Genomic DNA, 21,351 nt, shown 5'->3' on the forward strand with positions numbered 1-21,351 from the left:
AGCAGCTTCCTGTGCCTGCGGCACACTCCCACGTCGTGGAAGTGCCACCCTAATCAAATTGTTTACTCTCGTGCTGGCAACTTTGCTCGTTCCAGCGGTAACTGCTCAGGATAAATCAGGCCCCGCGCGAGAACAATTTGTCCCCGCGGATCAGTTCGATGCGATTTTCGAACGCACGCCCAACGGTGTCATGCTGCCCCGCGACGAATTCGAGGCGTTGCTGCAGCAGGCTCAGCAGGCTGTGCGGAGTCGTTCCGAGCTGCCTGTTCCGGCTGTCATTCGCACCGCCAGCTATAACGTGCAGCGTTCTCAGAATCACGCCATCGTCAAGCTTTCACTGGATATCGAACAATTCGCCGACCATTGGATTTCGTTGAATTTCCCAATCGGCAATCTGATGGTCGAAGATGCGAAGATCGGCGATGAAGCGGCCGCCATCGGGCGCGATCCGCAGCAGGGTGATCTGCTGACGTTGATGCACGACAAGCCCGGACGATTCACTTTACAATTAACCATGTCCACGCCACTGGGAACGGTGGGCAGTGATCGCGTTGCCGCATTTCGGGTCCTTCAAAACGTGGCCAGCAACTTCACAGTTGCCTGTCCACCGGAACGCCATCTGGAAGTCGGCAACCTGAAACTCGAACGCCCGCAACCAATCAGTGAACCCGCCGAATACACGTTCCCCGCAGGGGCGGCAGCCGACATCCAGTTGAAGTGGACCGCGCGACGACAACAAACAGACACGCAATCCATGGTGTTCGCTCGCACGGACGCTCGGCTGCGCCTCACAAGCGACAACCTGCGCTGGAATTCTCAAACACGCCTTTCAGTCTTTGGCAGTTCAATCAACCAGGTGGTCGCACGAGTCCCCGCGCAGTTGGAAGTGACGGCCGTGGATTCCGCAGGGCTGGAATCGTGGACGCTGCAGGACGACCCCAAACAGAAGGGCGTCACGCGAGTCGTCCTGAACTATCGTCAGCCCTTCAGCGACGACCGGATGATCAGCATTGCCGCTGTGGCCGGTCTGAAGTCCGACGCAGCGTCTACGATTCCCACTCTACAACTGGTCGATGTCACATCGCACACGGGACAATTAGTGGTGACTCATGAAGATCAACTGCGGTTGCTGGCGGAAGCTGGTGGTGGGATCCGGCAACTAAGTACCGACATACTGTCGTCAATGTTGCCGGCTGGTGAAGTGTTCGATTTCTGGCTGCAGGATTTTACGCTGTCTGTTTCTGTGAAACCGCGCGACCGGGAGCTCTTTGCGGAAGTCAATTCAACACTGGCCATTGAAGACACTCAGGCCACCTTTCGATGCGACATGGCCATTGAAACGCTTAACGATTCGCTGTACGAACTCGTACTGCAACTTCCGCAGGGCTGGCAAATTCGAACCGTGGCTGACGAAAACAACAACGCTCTGAAGTGGCGACGCGGCTCAACAGAATCAGCCATCGTCGTTGAACCAGCTGCACCGATTCCAGCGGGTGGCCTGTTCAACGTCAGGACCACGTTCACCCGCACGATAGAAGATCCGGCCACGCAGCAAACACTGTCGCTGCCGGTGATTACTCCTTCAGAAACGCTGATAGTGGGCGGCACGTATCAGATTTCGGCGGCTCGCGACCTGACAATGTCGCCTCTGGAAATTCAGGGACTCGCACCGGCAGGAGACGACGATGGCACGCTGCTGTTTGAAACGCAGGGCAGCGTGTATTCGGGCAAATTGGCGATCGAACGCAGGCCGGTCCGACTTTCCAGCCGCTCCGTGTTGCGATCGTGGATGGACATGCGACAAAAAACTGTCGACGCTGTGATAACCGTCGACATCACCAATGGTACGACTCGCACATTGCAGGTCACGCTGCCGGCAGACCTTGGCGAAGATGTTCGGTTCACTGTCGATTCTGTCGCACAGGTGCCTGGCTTTGAACAACAGCAGGTCCCCGCGTCCGTCAGCATTACAGAACAAACGGCGACCGAACCAGCAGATGGACAGCGCACGTTCTCTTTGACGTTCGACAAGCGATTTGCCGGAGCGGTCACTATCAAAGCCTTCGTCCAGCAACCGCGCACGCAGGAAACTCAATTGACAGCACCGTTTGCGAAGGTGACGTCCGCCGTGCGGCAGCACGGGCTGGTCGTGTTTGAAGCGTCGCCCGAACAGCAGCTCACCCCAGCCGCCGACGACCTATCAGCCAGCGGACTCAAACCAGCCGATGCAGGTCTGGTAGAACCGCCCGCCGAATCCACCGGCCGCCGCACGGCGCTCGTGTATCGGTTTATTCAGCCGGATTACAACCTGCAGATCAATGAAACTCGGTTCGACACCGAAGCCGTGCCGTCGGCAGTTTGTGAACAAATCGCCAACGTGAGCGTGCTAAGCGACACCGGGGCGATTCAGCGTTCCAGCCGAGTTTCACTGACGTGCGTCGGTGTGCAGACGCTTCGATTTACGTTGCCAGATGCTGAAGAATCGTTTCTTTGGTCAACTATCCTGAACGACGAAGCAGTCGAAGTGCGGCGTGATGGCGATGACTATCTGGTCGCGATCCCAACGGGCAGCGACCAGAATCAGCACGTACTGGAAGTGTTGTTCGAATCGGCCAATACAGAAGTGAGTCTTCTGGGCGAGACAACTCAGGAATCACTACAGCTTTCCATCGACACGGACAAAGGTGCAGCCGCACCGATCGACATTCTGGAACAAACATGGGACGTCCGTTATCCGGATTCCGCATTGCTGGTAGATAACGACGGCGGGTTCCATCCGAGTCGCGACCTCGAACAACCCGGCTGGTTGCAGGCACTGGCATCAATGGCCTATCTGCCGTCAACGACCGATGCGCTGCGTCGCCTGATTCCGTTGGGCGTCTTTCTATTGGGGCTACTCGTGGTCACGGCACTGATGGTGCGAAAGCAAAAACGAGCCATCGACGTGCTGGCCGTTTTGGCAATCATCGCCGTATTAGTGACGTTAATACGCCCGGCCGTGCAGAACGCGCGCGAGGCGTCACCGCGTACACAGGCCCTGAACGATGCCAGAAATCAGGCACTGGAAGCGGAGATGCAAAGCGACGCGCGGTACGGTCGGTCGACCGGATCAGAAATGGACGATGTCGCTGTGCAAAGCATGGACGCCGCCACGCCAGAACCAGCCAGCGAGCCGCTCGGCAGGGTGAGCGGAAGTCGTGGACCTGAAGAAATGTTCGGCGAAAGCAGCAGCCCAGGCAACGACGCCAGCATGGAAGGTGGAGGTTTCGGCGGTAGCATGGGCGGCATGCCAATGGGCATGGCTGGCCAGGGGCAACAAAGACAGGGACAACAGGGCGGCGGAGTTGCTCCGCCGGTCGGCGGAACTGAAGTCCTGATGCCGTTGGCGCTCCCAAGGACAACGCCGCAGGATGCCATTTCCAGCCCGGGGCTCAGCGAACTCGCCGCCCGCCTCAGTGGTTCTGCGCGCCTTTCTATTCGAGCTGAAATCGCCAGTCCTCAGGATTATCGTTCGATGACATTCCGTTCCATTGGCGGCACTTCTGAAGCGGGGACGTTGCAGGTCGTCGTGCAACCACGTAGCCAATTGAACGCCTATCGAATCGTCGCGGCGGCTATCGTTCTGCTGCTGTGCCTGTGGATGAATCGAGCTCGACTCGGCACAAAAGCTGCCGTGGCCATCGTGTTCCTTCTGGTCGCTGTCGCCGCCGTACCGCTGCTGCCAAATCAGTGGCAGAGTATCGCCGACGGCATCGTGCTGGGAACTTTAGCAGGCATCGCCCTGTGGATTGTCGCTGCTATCGCGCGGTGCATTAGCAAGGCAATCGCAACCTGCTGCCAGTCGGGCCCGCGCAGCACGTTCCAGCCTCGTAGCGTCACGACGTCCGGCCTACTGTTGGCCTTTGCGGTATTCGCAGCTGGCGGCCATGCCGTCGCGGCACCTCAAGCGGAAGATGACAATCAACTGCGGCCCAACGTCGTGCTGCCATACACGCCGGGGGAACCGGAACTGCTGGCCGACAAAGTTTACCTGCCGCGTGACGAATTTCTGAAACTCTACAACGCTGCCAACCCCGGCGAACTCAGCAATCTAAAACTGTCCGCGCCCAGCCGAGTCGTCGCGGCCTTCTACAAAAGTGGCGAACTCAAGCAGGTGAAAGACGCGACATGGTCGCAGGCGTTTACCGTCCGGTATGTGATTCACAGCTCCAGCAACAAGCCGATCGATGTGGCGCTTCCGATCGGTCCGGTGGCGATTCGTTCAGCAAAACTGGACGAAGGCGACGCCGTGCTGTTGCCTCAGGAACGTGCGCCCATAGTCCGCAGCCCAAACACGCTGAATCAGGCACCAAACCAACAAGCGGCTCAGGCCAAACCCCAGCAGCCGCAGCAGCAGCAGCAGTTACAACAGGCGGAAGTCGCTCAACATATCGCAGCGGCCTCCGGCTACACGGCGCGAATTCCCGAACCGGGCGCACATGTTCTGGACGTGGCTTTTGAAGTCCCGGCAACAGTCGAAAGTTCCGTCGGCAGGCTTCAGCTACCTGTGCGACCAGTGCCCGCCGGAACGGTTGCGTTTGAACTTCCCGGCGAAGGTCTTGCTGTGCGGGTCAACGGGCAAAGCAATGCGTTTCGTCAGCAGGAACGATCGGTCGTCATTCCTGTCGCCGACGCCAATGGCGTTCAAATTGCATGGCGGCCCGAAGCGACTCAAACCGCGGCCGACACCAGCTACCACGCGACCGTCAATTCCGCTTTGACAATCGACGACGCGGGACTGACCAGCCGATCCACCATCGCGATCAACTGTCGCCAGGGAACGCTGGCCGAAGTGGAAATTGGCATCCCACAGGACTACGCCGTTCAATCGGTGGAAGGTGCCGACATCGCAGGCTGGAATGTTCCCGACGACGATGCCCAAACTTTGCGTCTGCTGTTCCGTCAGCCCGTTGAGGCCGCCACACGTATCGACCTCACACTGTTCCGCCGCGAAGTCTTTTCAACCGACAAAGTAAACGTTGCTGTGCCGGTGCCGGTTGTCAAAGGAGCGTCGCGCGATTCGGGCAACGTCACTATCCTGGCTGGACGCGAACTGGAAGTGCGCGTCGACTCATTATCCGGCGTCAGTCAAATCAACGCCGCCGAATCAGCGCTGCCTAACGGCGCAGGTACAAAAGCGCCTCGGGTGTTGGCATGGCGTTACACGCGGCATCCGGTCGCGATATCGGTGAAAGTTTTCCGCACGGCAGACCGCATGAATGTTATTTCCTTAAACGGCGTGCAACTTGAACCTCAGCGGCAGCTTTGGACGACGTTGATCACCGCCAACGTCTCTGGTTCACCGCGGCGGCGTCTGGAAATTGAAGTCCCATCCGACTTTCTGGCGCTGGACGTCAACGCCAACAATCTGGCGGATTGGTACTTCAGCGAAGCCACTCAGGAGAACGCCACTACGAAAACGCTGAACGTGCAGTTGCAGGCAGCTCAGCAGGGAACAATTACCGTCACGCTGCGTGGACAAACCGGCCGCACCGGAGGAACCGACGCGGCTAAGATGTTGGTTCCGCGAGTCGTCGGTGCGGACGAAGTCGCTACACAGGTCAGCATCTGGCTGGATGAAGCCTCTGAAATTTCAGGTTCGTCGGCTGATGGCTGGAAGAGGTCCGGTTCCGCGATCGACCCGCGACTCAAAAAGCTTCAACCAGATGCGGCGGACATTTCCTTCACCAGTAACGCCGCAAAACCAAATCCGATTGAACTGACTCTGCGACAGGCACCGGCGTCGCTGATTGCCGAATCGGTGACGGTGACCAACGTTACCGATACCTCTGTCGAACTAACTCTGGGTTTGAACTGGCAAATCACGCGAGCGGCCACGCGGCAGTTGTCGTTTACGATTCCGGCGGAACTGGAAGGCGTGTTCGACTTCCGTATTCCCGGTTTAAGGCAGCTCGAATACGGCTCACCTGCCGACGGTCGCATTCCCGTAACGGTTCATTTGCAGCAGCCCGCCAGCGAACAGTTTTTCATCGTCGCGACCGGCACGCTGCCGTTGCCGGATTCGAAACAAATAACCGCGAGTCCCCCCCAGTTTGTGGTTGGGGCAGAAGGCAGCGGCACCATCGCCAGCCAGTCGCATTTCTGGGTAATCGTCAATCAATCGGCCGGTCTGCTGGAAGCGGTCAACATGCAAACCGATGGAGCCGATGTCGCACCGGAAGACATTCGCACAAAAATTCCAGAAGGTTTCCTGCAGCAGTCGGTTGCGATTCGCCGCTTAAAATCGGGCCAGCCAAATTCGCAATGGATCCTGAAGTTTCCTGAACGCCAGCAGGTCGCACCGGCCGTCATCGCGTTGGCCGCTCATACGACTGTCATCGCAGAAGACGGCACGTGGCGGTCCCGACACGCTCTACAGGTACGCAACGAATCGCGTCAGTTTCTACCGGTGATGATTCCGCAGACCAGTCGCTTCCTGTACTGCCTTGTGAAAGGTGTGCCAACTCGGGTTGTGTCGCGTTTAGAAGGCGAACAAACGATTCACCTGATTCCTGTTCCACAGTCCGGTGAAATCTCTACACCGTTTGACGTGGAATTCGCTCTGGCCGGTTTGCTGAGCGTATCGCCCAACGACATTGCGGGGCAGCAGCTGAATATTCCAGCTCCTGAATTCCCCGAATACCGCGACTTCCCGGACTACGGTATCGCGGTGTCGCGGAATACGTGGAGCGTGTTTGTGCCGGAATCCTGGCATGCGGCGGTGGTTGATGACCCACGGCAAACCAACGTGGTGCCCGCGACACAGACCGACTTTACGGAAGCAGAACTACTGTCGTACGTGGACAATGCAAAGTCGATTGCGAATGCAGTGAAGTCGCTTGGCGGCAGCAACGCACCAGGTCGCCTTCACGGCTTCCGTGAACAAATTGAAATCCAGCAACGGAACCTGCAGCAACAGCTCGGCAATACGGCCGAATCCGAATCACAGCGAAACGAAGCGCTGCAGCAACTGGGTGAGGTGCTGCAACGGCAGGACAATTACAGTAGGTCCGGCGGCTACGGCGGTGCCAATAGTTCCGGAGCGATCCGTAGCGGCACCGTGCTCCAGCGCCACGACAGCAATCGCTATCTGATGGAACTGGAACAGACCCAGAACGGCTTCAACAGCGCCAATGTTGATGGGCTTTTCTTCGGCAACACCATTCGGGGCCTGCCCGCCAACGAAAGCAATGCAGCTGACGCCGACGACGACACAAATTTCGACTTTGGGATTCAGTGGGACGAAGAGTCCAGAGAGTTCGACCAGTCGAAGACACGAGCCGTCGACGAAAAATCGGACAAAGGACAATCGATACTGGGTAAGCAGCCCGACGCTCAAAAGCGATCACAGTTGCTAAACCGCCGGGAACTGAACTTCAAGAAGCAGTCTCAAAAGGCGAAGGCCCAAACTCTGCAGTACTCAGACCAACGCGCTGAACCGAATGCCGCAGGCCGCGGTATAACAGCAGATCCGTTTCAGTCGTTAGATGTTCCACTGATACTCAACCGTCAGTCCGCCCCTCCGGCCGCAGCTTTCGTCGTTCCGCAGCAGGCGGCAGTGCCAGAAGTCGAAGAACTTGATGCGGCCGGAATGCTGGTTCCATCAGCTGCACCGGCTGCCGGACTACTGTCGATCGATTTCCAGATCCCAGCCGACGGCATCCGACACGACTTCATTCGCCCCGGTGGTAACGCGGAATTGACGCTAACTGTTCGCGACAGAAAAACGATTCACTTCGGGCTGGGAATCCTCTGGAGTCTCGCGTGCCTGATCGTGGCAGTCATCCTGTTGAAGGGCGTTTCAAGCGGAAATCTGAACCTGCGGATCAGCCTTCTGGCATCCGTCATCGGTCTTGCTGGCTGGCTGTGCCTTCCCGGCGACATTCGCTACGTTGCCCTGACGGTATGTATCGCCGCCGCAATTTGCGTTTGTATCAGCATCCTCAGAAATCGTGAGCCTCGATCGGTGGTCGCCAGTTGATGGAAACTCGAACCGTCTGAACTCGTCATCATGCCGCATGTCACATTCGTCCCGCTGACGGGATTTCGAGTTCGCGAACCGGAGATGCGGCGGCTGGGCATGAGTCTCCCCGGCCTGACTTCTCGAGCCGCCGCGCTGGCAGAATTACCAGCTCTTGGCATGCTCACACTGGCAGGCCTGACACCGAAACCGTGGTCGTGCAGTTATCACGGCGTCCAGACGTACACAGAAAAAGTCGTTCAACAGATCACCGACGAGCAGCCGGATCTGGTCGCGATTTCAGCACTGACAGCATCCGTTGAAGAGGCTTACATCCTAAGCGACCGCGTGCGCGCGGCCGGAGTACAGGTCGTTATGGGTGGCCTGCATGTGTCGGCTTGTCCGGAAGAAGCTGAAACTCATTGCGACGCCGTGATCGTTGGACGCGGCGAACGCGTTTGGCATCAGGTGTTGCAGGATACGCTCGGTGGCCAACTGCAACGACGCTACACCTCAGAAGGCAACCTTCCGCCGTTGTGGCCGATGCCGCGATTTGAATTATTGGGACACCGTCCGCCGCGGTTCACGTTGCAGACGCAGACTGGTTGTCCGTTTTCGTGCGACTTCTGTGGATCCAGTCGGTTGCTGGGGCGTTTCTTCGAAAAGCCAATTGAGAACATCCGCGAAGAACTGGCAATCATCGCGCAGATCACGCCTCGGCCAATGATCGAACTGGCTGACGACAACACGTTTGCTGGAAGTCGCAATGTGCAGCCCTTGTTTAACGCTTTTTCCGCCGTCAATGCTCGCTGGTTTACAGAAGCCGACTGGCGCATCGGTGAATGTGCTGATGTGCTGCGAGGACTGGCTGCGTCGGGCTGCGTGCAGGTGCTGGTGGGGATCGAATCGCTGGTCTTTCGCTATCCGGGCATGGGTAAGAAGCAGGCGGAACTGGACCGGATCATGAACGCGGTGACCGCTATTCAAGACGCGGGCGTGGCAGTCAATGGATGTTTTATCGCCGGTGCCGAAGGCGAAACTCCGGAGTCACTCGACAGATTGACTGACTTCCTTCTGCGCAGTCCCTTGGCTGAAGTTCAAGTGACGCTTCAAACACCATTCCCCGGCACGGCGTTGCATCGCAGCCTGGCGGATCAGGGCCGACTGTTGGAAGATCGAGGCTGGTCGGCATACAGTTTGTTCGATGTCACGTATCGTCCCGATCGTATGTCAGTGGCCGAACTGGAGTCCGGATTTCGGAACGTCCTGAAGCGTGTCTTTAGCGAGCATGCCACAAAGCGCCGCAACGACATCCGCCGCAGAATTATGAGACGAGCACGAAGCTTGCGATCACAACACTCGGAGTAAATCTTGAACGCACCTGAACCGGCCGAAGAATTACGCGTTGAACCGACCACGGTGGCTGCTGTTTCACCGTTGACCGTCGTGCAATTCTTATGCGGTCGCCACGATGCGATCTTGAAACTCGCGGCGTGCCCCATGCTGCTGCCTGTGTCAGGCGTGCTCGTCCTGTCTGCGGCGTTCGCTCGGGAATACGATGGCGAAGACCTGTTACGAGATCCCTGGCACCTGCTGATACCTCATGCGGCATCGCTGCTGACGTCACTGTTGTTGTATTGCCTTGTGCGTCTGCCGGCCGTGCGAAGCAAAGCGATGCTGGCCGTGTTCGTCCGCGAATACCCCGTGTTTCTGGGCCTGTTCTGGATGACGGCGCCACTGGCATGGATCTACGCGGTTCCGGTCGAACGATGGCTGAGTCCCGGTGACGCCATGCGGGTAAATCTGATGATGCTGGGCGTGGTGTCAATTTGGCGAGTCGCGCTCATCACGCGTGTCATCAGCGTTGTTTACAAGGCCGAATCTATCGGCCCCGTATTGATCACGGTGCTGTTGTTTGGCGATGCTGTGATGCTGTTGGCAATTTCTTATGTGCCGGTCCCAATTCTGCATTTCATGGGCGGCGTGCGACTGACGGACACGGAATCCGTTCTACAGTCAACCACACTGCTGTTGCAGCTCGTCGGATTTCCGGGGCTGGTGATACTGTTTGGGATGTATCTGTTTTTGTTGCCGCCGGTTCCAGTGATGACCGGCCCGGTCGTCTTGCCGACGGCTCGACTAAGCCGAGGTGTCTGGGTGGTGTCTGTCGTGGCAGTGGTTGGCTGGTTCGCAGTGTTGCCATTCACTCAACCGCCGCAGCAATTACGACGACAGGTCGAATCAGACCTGCGGGCCGACCAAATCGAACAGGCGATTCAGCTGATGTCAGCACACACACCCACAGACTTTCCACCTCACTGGAGTCCTCCGCCACATATCGCTCTTCCGAAACCACACCCACCAATCACAGACGTCATGGCGGTCATCGCTGCCCGGAAGATTGACGTGGCGCCGTGGGTGCGTGAGGTGTTTCTGGAGAAGTTTCGGCGAGAACTGGCTGCGGTCTTCGACTATTATTTCTCACCTGATCACAGCAAAGCATTACCGTATCTCGAAGTCATCGCCGAACTTCCGCTGCACGACTGGTACGAAGGAAATGACGGCCACTACGAAGGTGTCGCTACAGACATAAGACAGATGGCGGCGAATAAAGACGAACCGCCCACCGAAGAAATTCGAATTCTGCTGGAACAGATTCTGCAATCCCTTCCGGACGCCAACGACGAATCGGCCGACGACGCACCCAATGACAACGGGAATTCTGAGCCCGTCCGCGAGCAGTAAGGTCCGGTCTGGGAAGTCATGCAGTCGCTACGCGCCTTCACTGAATGAATGCCGATGCGGCAGGTTCTGGTCATTGTCTGGTCCGCGACGGCAGCAGCAACTTATTGCGTCACAAGCCCATCCGCGCGATGCCCGGATCGGCGATGGACCTCGCCGTCAACGTTGTAAGACACGAATCGGACCGAACCATCGCAGTATGCGAAGAAACAACCGCTGACGTGAGCACTCCCGAAGCTGCGGGGATTGGCGTTTGAGCCGTCGGGAATTGGCGGGAACTCCGTTGCGGTATAGCGAGCGGTATCGTTTCCGTGGCCCAGATAGGCATGCTGGTCGTCACCCCAGTCGTAGTCGTTGATCGTAATCCTTTTCTCGCCGACAAGGTACGTGTTGGATGTCCCGTCGGTAACCATAGCCACCGTAACTTCGCTGCGAGGATAAAAAATGCCAGTAGCCTGGTCCGCGTTACCCCAGTCGTAGTCTTTGGAATCACCTTCTTCCAGAGTCTGCGGTCCCTGTGTACCGACGACGATTGTCCCGGCGTTCGCTGCGTAGTCTGTCTTGACAACGTCGACCACAGCATCTGCATTCAGAACCGGAAGTGTTCCGGTATATGGATATAGCGACGCGGACCTTCGACTGGGACAATTCAGAACGGGAACGGGCGTTTGTGCAACGCGAGCCGCTTCTGCCCGCTTGTCCGCAAGCGTTGCACCTCGCCCCAGTGCGTGCAGGTTGGCTTGTTCCAGATAAGGCAGCATACTGAACGCCCAGCCTCCCGGTTGATGCCGATCCGTTCCTCGGTCCGGATCACCCGTCCACACGAACCCCCATCCCCCACTGGGAAATCGCCCGAACGCATCTTCGTGAACGTGCATGGCGATGCCGATTTGACGCAGATTGTTTTGGCAGGACATTCGTCGAGCCGCCTCGCGAGCCGACTGGACGGCGGGCAGCAACAGGGCCAGCAGTATTCCAATGATGGCAATCACCACCAGCAGTTCGATCAACGTGAAACCTCGTCGAACGCTGTTTTCGTTAGTCTTCTGCGGTTGTTGAATGGCTCGCTGCAAAACGTGATTCGATCAAAAAAGGGGCAAGAAGCTTCAGGTGGGCCTCGGTGAGACTTCAGCTGCTTCTGAAGATGTTAGTAGTGCCTTGGCAGGGCGCACAGTTGAATTTGCGATGATCAGGGTTGCAAGTGAAAATCAGAGCGAATGCCGGTCGATTCACCGCTGTCTAACCGGACAGCGCCATGTTTGTGCGAATGGTAACCCGAAGTGTAAGCGAGGAATCGAGTTGCGACGAATCCCTCGCTTACGCATCGGGTTACCCAAAACACGGCCCAATGACCAAAGGTGGCGCTGTCCAGCTAAATGCTGCCAAAGCACTGCATCCTTCGGCCGTTAATTCTGCCAGCGAGCACACTCGATGCCGCCCTGAAAGTAAATGGCACAAGTCCCGTGGCCTTCGATCTTCATGGGGGGAACGGCGACCACTGCACCAGCCTCTGTTGCCGCAGCAACGGCTGCCGCTATGTCTTCGACAAGGACGTACGGCCGGACAACTGGCTTTTCTCCGGCATGCATCGGGGCCCGAACCCCAAGCGTGGTTCCACCTTCAAGACTTGTCGTCCGCGCGCCGCCAAGGGCGGGATCGCCTTCTACGAACGTGACGCCGTGCAACTTCGCATACGTCGTGCAGACGGCATCGACATCCGGCGTCACGATTTCGAGATATGAAATCTGCATGAAGTTCCTTTCTGAAGCATTCTTCGCATTCACCGAATTGGCCGTGAGCTGTCTGACGGAAAACTACTTCGATGTACGCGATGCTGCATCTTCTTACGGCCAAAATCGTGTTGGGCAGTGCTGTCAGAAGCAACGCCGCTACGGAGTATGCTTCGTAGCCTTAGTTGTTCACGTCCGCGTTCCCAGATTGCTACCGTTCCTTGATCCGCAGCTTGCGGAACTTCGTAACTGAATGGCCCTGATCCTTGTCGCGGTGCAGCTGAAGACCGATAAAGCCCTTCGGATGCGTTTTGTAGATATCGTCTCGGCTGATGTCGTCGACAAGGTTGCCGTTGACCCACGATCGCATGCGGTTGCCTTCGGCCACAATGCGAACCTGGTTCCAGCCGTCTTTCTTCAGGAAGTCGTGCCCCTTCTGAATGGTATCCTTACTGGAAAGCCATCCTGCCTCCATCGCTTCGCCCAGAAACATGCCGGTCGTGGGTGTGCCATCGCCCGCGTTCTGCCGAAGCTCAACCTTCGGACCGTACACGCGACCAGCGGTCTTGTTCCAGCCCTTGCCGACGGTCGTAGTGCGAACCTGAGAACGAATCTGAATTCCGGACCGTGTTGCGTCGTCGATGTCGATCTCAACTTCCAGTTCAAAGTCGCCGAATTCGCGAGTCGTACACAGGAAGGACTCCACGCTGTCCTGAACTGCTCGGCCGACGATTGCCCCGTCTTCCACGAAGAAGTCGTGTGAGCCATTAAGATGGACCCAACCATCCAGATTTTGGCCGTTGAACAAATCAATCCAGCCGTCCTTCGAGGCATCGGCGGTTTGTTGTTTAGGCGCGGCATCTTTGATGTCGGGTAGAGCAAAGGCGATGACGGAGTCGCCGGACTTGGTCCCGTTCTTGCCGCCGCCACCGGCAGCGATTGCCAGATACTGCTGCCCGTCGATCATGTAGGTACTGGGCGTGGCGTAGGCGCCAACCGGAAGTTTGTATTCCCACAGCAATCGACCGGAATGCTTTTCGAACGCGCGAATCTTTTCGTCCGGTGTGCCAGCAACAAAAATCAGTCCACCGGCCGTCGCGACGGCACCTCCAAAGCTAAGAGAACCCGTGTTCCGAATTCCTTTGGCGACCAGTTCTGGGTATTCGCCCAGCGGCACGCGCCAGAGGATTTCTCCCTTCACCAGGTCGATGGCGTTAAGCGTACCCCAAGGCGGAGTGATCGCGGGTTCTCCGTTGGGACCGGTGAAGTTTTGATAGCCTTCGTTCAGATATCGCACACGAGTTTTGGGAATTTTAAGTGCCGTTGCTGCGGCGTCCGGCTGAAGTTCAGCCGCGCGCTTGGCACCGCCATCACGGATTTCGATCAGGTAGCGAACAAGGTCCAGAAACTCCTGGCGATCTTCCAACTGGTTGACCTGACCGGCCAGCATGATTGACGTTTCGCTTGCCTTGCGGTCATCAATGTCGCTTTTAGCGATCACGGAAGTGGCGTCTTTGGTGGAAGAATCGCGGAACACAATCGAATCGTCACGCTCTTCAACAATGAATCCCGTACGGACTCGCCCGCTGCTTAGCACAAGCGAAACCTGTTCGTAGCCGCGGCGAATTACCTTTGATGGTTCCAGGATGGATTCGACAAGGTGCAGGTTGGTGGCGTCGTCAGGAAGGTTTGTCAGGTCCGTTCCCAGTGAGTTCTTCTTATCACCTGCGATATGGCATTTGCTGCACACCATCTGCGGCTGATGAAAGACGGCTGCTCCTCGTGCGGCGTCGCCTTTTTTCAAAGAAGCAGCGGCCAGACTTTGTGCACCTTCTTCAAGAAGTTGCTGTTCCAGCGATTTTTCGGAGGTCGCTTCTGTTTTTGCATCCGGTTCACTGCGGATGAACGCGGTCAGTGCGTCCAGTTCGCGGTCAGAGAACACATGAAAGGCGGGCATCAGCCCTTGGCCGTTGGTGATCGTTTCTTTGATTTCTGCGTCCGTCTTTTTCACATTCAGCAACGGTCGAATAAGCGGCATCGCACCTCTTCGGTCCGGACGGTGACAGCCAGCGCAGGTCAGTTGATACAGCATCGAACCGTGTTCGACCGGTGACGTGGGCTTGTCGCCGATCGACGTGACCACTTCTCGCAACTTATAGAAGCTCGGCACTTCATGCGAGTTCACGTAGATCGTGTTGAGAAAGGGATCGTAGGCTCCGCCATGCCATTCTGTGCCGCCGAGTGTTCCTGGCGTCAGAATGTGTCCTTCCAGAGACGGCGGCGTATACAGCGGCCCCTTCGCATATTGGTCAAACTTTGCCTTGGCCTTTTTATAAGCCTCGGGCGAAATTCGCGTGAGGTCCGCTTCAGTCAGCGCCAAGCGGTTTAGTGGTGGAGGTCGAACGGGGATGGGCTGAGTCGGCCATGCTTCTTCACCTGGCACCGTCGAAGGCGGCACTTTCACTTCCGGTGTGTCAAACACGGGTTTGCCAGTTTCGCGATCCAGGACAAACGTGAAGCCCATTTTAGTGAACTGCACAACCAGATCTCGTTTTTTGCCATCTTCGTCGACGGTGACCAACACGGGAGCCGACGGATTGTCCATATCCCAAAGGTCGTGATGCACGGTCTGATAGTGCCAGACGCGTTCGCCAGTGTTTGCATTCAACGCCAGTACGCAGTTGCCGAACAGGTTCATTCCTTTGCGGAACCCGCCATAGAAGTCGTACGACGGTGATCCGGTGGCGCAGAAGACCCAGCCGCGTCCTTCGTCCAGCGTAAAGCCGCCCCAGGCGTTGGCGCCACCGTAGACTTCACCTTCCACAAACTCCCAGGTGTCGTATCCGAATTCGCCTGGCTTTGGGATCGTGTGGAAAATCCAGCGGAATTCTCCGGTCACGGTGTCGTAGGCGCGAATGTGCCCGGGCGTGGAAATGTAACCTTCCGGTACGCGCGAGGCGACGATCAACATGTTTTTGTAGATGACGCCGGGACACGTGCATTCGACAGAGGCTTTGCCCGGATCCATATCCAGATTTTTACGCAGGTCAATGTGACCGTCATCGCCAAAGTCTTTGATAAGCTCCCCGGTCAACGCGTCGACGGCATAGACGCGATTTTTAACAAACACAAAGATGCGTTTGCCCTGCTCGCCTTCCCAGTACACCACACCTCGATTGCGCCCCTGCAGCACTCGACCGTTGTTGTGTTTTGAGGAATCGAAGAACCAGATCTGTTCACCGGTTTTGGCATCGACACACGCCGCGTTGAGCGAAGGCGTGCAGACGTAGAGCCGTCCGTCGACGATGATCGGGTTCGAATACATCGACGTCCGCTTGCCGGCGTCCCCCGTGTTGTATTCCCACGCTGGTTGCAGGCGGTGAACGTTTGCCGCATTGATCTGTGCCAACTCAGCAAACTGATTGCCCTTCTTGTCGCCGCGATAAATGCCCCACTCAACGTGGTTGTCAAGGCGATCGGGATCTGCTGACACGCATTCCGTAGTCACTACAAAGCAGCAGACAAGCGACAGGGCAAGGGTTCTCAACGAGTAACCAGTCATGTTCATCGAATTATCGGATTGAAAGACAACCAAAAGAGCGGGCGGACGCGGAACCATTTGCTCCGCTGGTGATCCTGATGCCAGACTATATTGATGACGCGATCAGGCCGCAACGTCTGGTATCAACTCGCAGCAGGTTTGCATACACAGTGCGATGCCAGACGTTATTCGTAGTCCCATTTCATAATCCACGGATCGCCCATTTTCTTTTGCAGCGCCTTCAACTTTTCCTGATACGCCGTCAATACGTCGTTGAATTCACGTTCCACCGCCAGGTTGCGTTTTTCGAAAGGGTCGGCCTGGATGTCGTACAGTTCGAACTTCGGTCGATTAATGTACTCGCCGACCGACTTCTGTCCGTACGGTGCGTCCATGCTGTCTTTGAACTGAGCCTGCCAGCTTGAGGCGGCCCACAAGTCAGACGCGAACGGGTACGGTAGTTGATGAGCGATGTTCCAGATCAGCTTGTACTGCTTGTCTCGCACGACTCGCATGGGGTAGTACATTTGAATTTCATGGAACGTGTGGGACGCAAAAATCGTGTCCCAATGAGTCGCGTCCGGATCGCCAAGAATCGGAATCCACGACTTGCCCTGATAGCTGCGAAAGCTGCCTCCGCCGCGATTGTCCTTCGCTACGTTCTTGTTGCCCTTCCAGTAGTCGTTCGGATTCACCCAGTTCTTCGGTCCATTGATTTTCGGATCCAGTCCTCCACCAAAATCGAGCAAAGACGGCGTGATATCGATGTGGCTGATGAGTGCTTCCGATTCCAAACCACGATTCTTTTCGTACGGATTACGGACGACGAAAGGCACCTTCAATCCGCCTTCGTAGACGGTTGTTTTGCCTCCGGCGAACGCCATTCCGTGATCGGAAGTAAACACAATTAAAGTCTTGTCGTACAAATCCGCTTTCTTCAGAATTTCGACCAGACGGCCAACGCCCTGATCGATTCGCGAACACGACTGATAGTACTGAGCCAGCTCTTCACGAGTTTCCGGCGTGTCGGGCAGGAAGTGCGGAATCGGAACGTTTTCCGGCTTGTAGAAGACTTCCTTCACTCCGGGAAATGAGCCGTCATTCGGTTTGTTGCCGAACAGGTTCGGCTTCAGTTCTCGTTCTGAATTCTGATCTGTGCCGCCGCCGCGATGAGGATCAGAGGTGGCGAAGTACAAAAAGAATGGCTTGTCGCTGGATGAATCCCTGATGAACTCTTCGCAGCTATTCGCCATCTCCACCGCGTTGCGGCCGTTGCCCTTGATGTAGTTTTCGTAGCGATAGACTTCTTCCGGAGCCACATGGTACTTACCGCATTGGCCTGTGCGGTAACCGGCGTTCGCCATCACTCGCGGCAACGACAGACTGACCACATTGTGCCAGCTCGCAAACTTGTGGTACGCATGCTGATGTCCGTACTGTCCGTTGCGATGGTTGTGCAGACCAGACATCACAACAGATCGACTCGCGCTACAACTGGCAGTGGTTGCGAAGGCATTGCGAAACAATGTCCCGTCGGCCGCGATCGCATCGATGTTAGGCGTCACCGCAACGGGATCGCCATAGCAGCCTAACGTCGGACTTTCGTCGTCCGTGATGATAAAGATCACGTTGCGTTCAGCAGCGCGGGCGTTTGTCGCCAGAGCGAACAGCAAAAGGGCTGTGAATAATCGTTGCAGCATCGTCGTCTTTCCGTTCGTTAGATATGTTGTTGCCGGAACTGATCGCATGTTGCCAGTTGAGCAGTCCCGCGTTGCGTGTTGCCAGATTCGAAACCACTAATAGCCCCGGATGATCACGTGCTATCCGTGCGTTGGTGTCCTCTTTCGTCGGCCGTTATTCAACCAGCGAAAACGCTTTTTTCATCGCGGCAGCGGTTGCTTTGCAGGCGGCGTCTTTGTCCATCGCGTTGAGCGTGGCGTTGAACGGTTCCGCGCGGATAGGGCCGTCGTAGCCGATGGTGACGAGTGCTCCCAGAAATGTCTTGAGATCAATCACGCCCGTTGCCGACGGTAGTTCACGCTGGTTGTCGATCTGCTGATCAATTTCCAGGCCCTTCGGTGCGTCGTTCAGGTCACAGGCAACGACGTCGCTATTCTTTAAAGTCAACAGGTCATCAACGGTTTCGTGAGCCGTGTACCAGTGCCAGCTATCCAGCACGAAACCAACATTGTCCTGCCCGATTTCCGCAATCAGTTCCTTCGTTTCTGCCATCGAATGAATGAAGCTGTGTCGTTTTGACGCCCAAAGTGTTTTCGGGCCGACGTACTCCATACCGAAGCGTTGACCGTGATCGCCGAGAATCCTAACACATTCGCGAAGCCGATTAGCGTGCTGGCGGAAATTCGTCACGTAAGTCAATTCGTCGTGACAGGGCATCAGCCACGTGCTTACGCGAGTCACGCCCGCCTGTTGCAATCCCTTCGCCAATGCTGGAAGTTTCTTGAGGCCGTCCTGAAAAGTGGCATCGTCCTTGCGAAAGTCGACCGGCAACCCCGCCGCTCCCCAGACGATGTTTTGCTGCTTCATTGTGGCGGCCAGGTCCTTGCGACCGGCGTCATCCAGCGATGCCAGATAGCCGCTGTCCGGGCTGACGGATTCGAACCCGTACTTTGTCGCGAGCTCAATAGCATCTAACTGGCCAGCTCGCACACCAATGGCGCCGCCGGTGAGGTCCATCGTAAACTTCCGACGCCCTGATTGGGGAGTCGACGCTGCGGCTTTGGCATAGCCGTTCGTTAGCAAAGTGATTCCAGCGGCCGTGCTGGCGGCCAGCATTGTTCGACGATCAATGTGCATAATACGGAACGATCCTTTGAGGCGGTGTGAGGGGGCTGCGATGAACAGACGGATACATTCACGATACCCGCAACAACGATACACCAGCCACGGCTGGAACGACAGCGAAGGCCGGGTGAGAATTTTTCACGAGTGAATTAGGATGTTGGAACGCGGTGTTCCTGGTGAAACTCAGCTCAGTTCCTGCAACACAACCGCAGCTCGCGATTTCTGGCGAAAACCGCGACATCCCTATGAACAGGCGCCCCCGCAGTCCGTAGAATCTTTCGCGCCGCTCAGTTCCACCGTCGGTCACGACTCGGCTTGATCAAGTCCAACAGGCCGCTCACGAAGACGACGCTGCCACGGAGCACACGACAAATGCACTTCAATCCCACCGATCAACAGTGTCACCCCGCCGTTACCTGACCGAACGGCTTCTACTCGTCGTGAACGAAACGAACAGCCAAGTGGTGCCGCGGAACCAACTTGAAGTTCTCGGTCCGCCGTTCGGCGGTTTGTGGGAGCTTACGCTCCGAAATTGCGACCGAGCGGCAGCTCGAACAAAGTGGCGAACGCCACCTCACCGGCCGCAGCTGGGGTGTTTCGATGAAACGTCGTTTGAGCGAACTGCGAAGCTATCTTCGCGGCCGGGCGGGATACTTCTGTCTGGTGATGGAGTTGAAACTGTTCGACAGACTCGATCAGTGGATCCGTCGGCGGATACGCATGTGCTTCTGGAAGCGGTGGCGACATGCTCGCACGCGCAGCCGAGAACTGATGCGGTTAGGATTGTCTCGCCGCCAGGCGACACAATCCCGTGATTCGCGATTTCGCCGACCGGCTCGAAGCTCAAGGCAATCTCCCCAAAGTTATCCTCGTGGCCTGCATGAGGAAACTGCTTGTCATCCTCAACACCATGGTCAAAACAAAGACTCCCTGGAATCTGAGATCCGCGTGAGAAAGACTTGAAAATGAACACAGCCGCTTACCCGATTTCGGCCCACACGTCATTCGTCTTCGATCGCTTTTCCTTTGATCGTCTTGACACCTTCCCGTTTGATCAACGCAAACTGGTATGCGAATTCGGTAGGGTTGAGGAAGCCAATCAAAGTCGATTCGTAAATCAGTTTCAGATCACTTTTATCGTCAATAGCAGGGATCACGCTGATCTGGTTGAGATCATCGTTTGCGGCTACAAGGACGATCGCCTCTTTAAAATTTACCGACGGCGCCTTTTCAGTGGCTCGCCATGCCTTCCACAGCCTTTCCCATGTCTTCCCGTCAGTAACGTAACCTCGCTTCGGAGCTTCTTTGCGTAACTCCATTCTCACTTCACCTTGCCAAGACACCACAACAGGTACGCTTTTGGTCTTCGCCAGTGGGTGCCAATACGCGGGAGGGCCGGTCAACACCGCAAAAGTCATTGCAAGTACCACGGAGGCAGGCCAAGGCAGTCGCATTGATTTCTTCCTTTACGTGATGACTTTGAGGCCGAACGCCGACGATCACGGGATTGTGACGAGCGACGTTGATTTGAAAATTCGGGGTGATATACAGTTTCCGTGCACCGTTTTGGGTACGCCTGGCATGGCGTGTGTTTTATGGGGTGTGAGTCCCCTGTACGAGAATGGAGGTCTTGTGGACTAATGGTATCGCCATCGAACTACATGAATCAAGTACGAGACGAGGGCAACTGTGGGGAGGAAGCCTGCGAATGCGCCGTCAAGCTGACTCTCAACAGTCGTCGTCAGCCGCATTCTCGTCAAAGCTGCGAGCCACCATTGGTGATTGAAATTCTACGAACAGAAATCGGATACAAGGCCGGTACGGACAGGTGAGTGAGCCCATCCTCACGAAACCCGCCCCAAATAACTAACACCGCGTTCATCCGCATTGGTAAATCCGGAGGTGCGAGCCGCACGGGCGAATTCCTGTGCCGCAAAAGTCACACGTCTTATCCAGGGCGGCACGGCCGCTTTATTCAAGCTGCCGCTCGGATGGCACTTCGGAGCGGAAGCTCCAACAAACCACCGAATGGTGGCCAGGGAGATCCGTCGTTCGTATCTGTCAGAAGAGCTTGCTCAAAGGCAGAGCGATTCGTGGTCAACACGTTTCGTGATCGACGGAAGTCAGCAGAGGTCGTAGTACTGTCTCGTCAAACGCCACTGACGACAGGAAGGACCGAACTTTGAAGAACAAGGACGAGCACTCGCTGATCTCGAACCGAGGGGGAACGTCTGCTCAGCAGATGGTTCCCGTGCTCCGACCGGAGCGAACCGGTTTGGCGGTTAGTGTCCTGCCAGCCTTGAGGGCGTTTATTGTGACCGTCTTGTCTTCGGACAACTCTGACGCAGAGCTTGCGTCTCTTCAGGGAACCGCCTGGTGGGCGAGTAGGATGGCGTCTTTCGGGTTTAGGATGCGGTTTGTGTTCCCTGTTGGCCACCCGTTTCCTCTGGTGGTGTCACAATATTTTATCCGTGTCCGATTGTACGCTCAACCCCTCTCAGAACCGGACGTGCGCCGTTAACGCATCCGGCTCC

The 21,351-nt window shown here is 56.6% G+C and carries 9 protein-coding genes and 2 pseudogenes; 5 read left to right on the plus strand and 6 right to left on the minus strand.

What is annotated here, in order from left to right; all coding sequences use genetic code 11:
• Window positions 1-58 precede the first annotated feature (58 nt).
• The 3 genes from Fuma_RS08150 to Fuma_RS08160 are packed head-to-tail and all read left to right on the plus strand — an operon-like array spanning window position 59 to window position 10,744.
• Window positions 59-8,020, plus strand: a complete 7,962-nt coding sequence (locus tag Fuma_RS08150; RefSeq protein WP_218922410.1) for a hypothetical protein — start codon at window positions 59-61, stop codon at window positions 8,018-8,020.
• Between the two features lie 30 nt (window positions 8,021-8,050).
• Window positions 8,051-9,367, plus strand: coding sequence for a B12-binding domain-containing radical SAM protein (locus tag Fuma_RS08155; protein WP_077023686.1), 1,317 nt, complete (start codon window positions 8,051-8,053; stop codon window positions 9,365-9,367).
• 3 nt (window positions 9,368-9,370) lie between these two features.
• Window positions 9,371-10,744: a hypothetical protein gene (locus Fuma_RS08160; protein WP_077023687.1), complete on the plus strand. Its 1,374-nt coding sequence runs from the start codon at window positions 9,371-9,373 to the stop codon at window positions 10,742-10,744.
• 101 nt (window positions 10,745-10,845) lie between these two features.
• On the opposite strand, the gene Fuma_RS08165 is transcribed toward Fuma_RS08160, so the two are convergent.
• From Fuma_RS08165 to Fuma_RS08185, 5 genes are all read right to left on the minus strand, one after another.
• On the minus strand, window positions 10,846-11,814 hold the full coding sequence (locus tag Fuma_RS08165) for a DUF1559 domain-containing protein (RefSeq protein ID WP_077023688.1): 969 nt from the start codon (window positions 11,812-11,814) through the stop codon (window positions 10,846-10,848).
• Between the two features lie 333 nt (window positions 11,815-12,147).
• The gene (locus Fuma_RS08170) at window positions 12,148-12,492 is read right to left on the minus strand and encodes a VOC family protein (protein WP_077023689.1); all 345 of its coding nucleotides are present in this window, start codon (window positions 12,490-12,492) and stop codon (window positions 12,148-12,150) included.
• A 190-nt stretch (window positions 12,493-12,682) separates the two neighbouring features.
• Complete coding sequence (locus Fuma_RS08175) at window positions 12,683-16,018, minus strand: 3-keto-alpha-glucoside-1,2-lyase-like domain-containing protein (RefSeq protein ID WP_158520903.1); 3,336 nt, start codon at window positions 16,016-16,018, stop codon at window positions 12,683-12,685.
• A 179-nt stretch (window positions 16,019-16,197) separates the two neighbouring features.
• Window positions 16,198-17,712, minus strand: coding sequence for a sulfatase family protein (locus Fuma_RS08180; RefSeq protein WP_077028182.1), 1,515 nt, complete (start codon window positions 17,710-17,712; stop codon window positions 16,198-16,200).
• Window positions 17,713-17,866: 154 nt separating this feature from the next.
• Window positions 17,867-18,829, minus strand: a complete 963-nt coding sequence (locus tag Fuma_RS08185) for a sugar phosphate isomerase/epimerase family protein (protein ID WP_077023691.1) — start codon at window positions 18,827-18,829, stop codon at window positions 17,867-17,869.
• Between the two features lie 468 nt (window positions 18,830-19,297).
• Between Fuma_RS08185 and Fuma_RS36805 the strand changes: the two are divergent.
• Window positions 19,298-19,585 (plus strand): annotated as a pseudogene (locus Fuma_RS36805) (group II intron maturase-specific domain-containing protein); the annotation flags it as partial.
• A gap of 19 nt (window positions 19,586-19,604) precedes the next feature.
• Window positions 19,605-19,769, plus strand: a pseudogene (locus Fuma_RS36165) (IS110 family transposase); the annotation flags it as partial.
• A gap of 49 nt (window positions 19,770-19,818) precedes the next feature.
• Here the strand turns inward: Fuma_RS36165 and Fuma_RS08195 are convergent.
• Window positions 19,819-20,271 (minus strand): hypothetical protein, encoded by a 453-nt coding sequence (locus Fuma_RS08195; RefSeq protein ID WP_145944048.1) that lies wholly within the window; start codon window positions 20,269-20,271, stop codon window positions 19,819-19,821.
• Window positions 20,272-21,351 lie beyond the last annotated feature (1,080 nt).

Origin of the sequence: Fuerstiella marisgermanici, assembly GCF_001983935.1 — a bacterium.
Classification (GTDB): domain Bacteria; phylum Planctomycetota; class Planctomycetia; order Planctomycetales; family Planctomycetaceae; genus Fuerstiella; species Fuerstiella marisgermanici.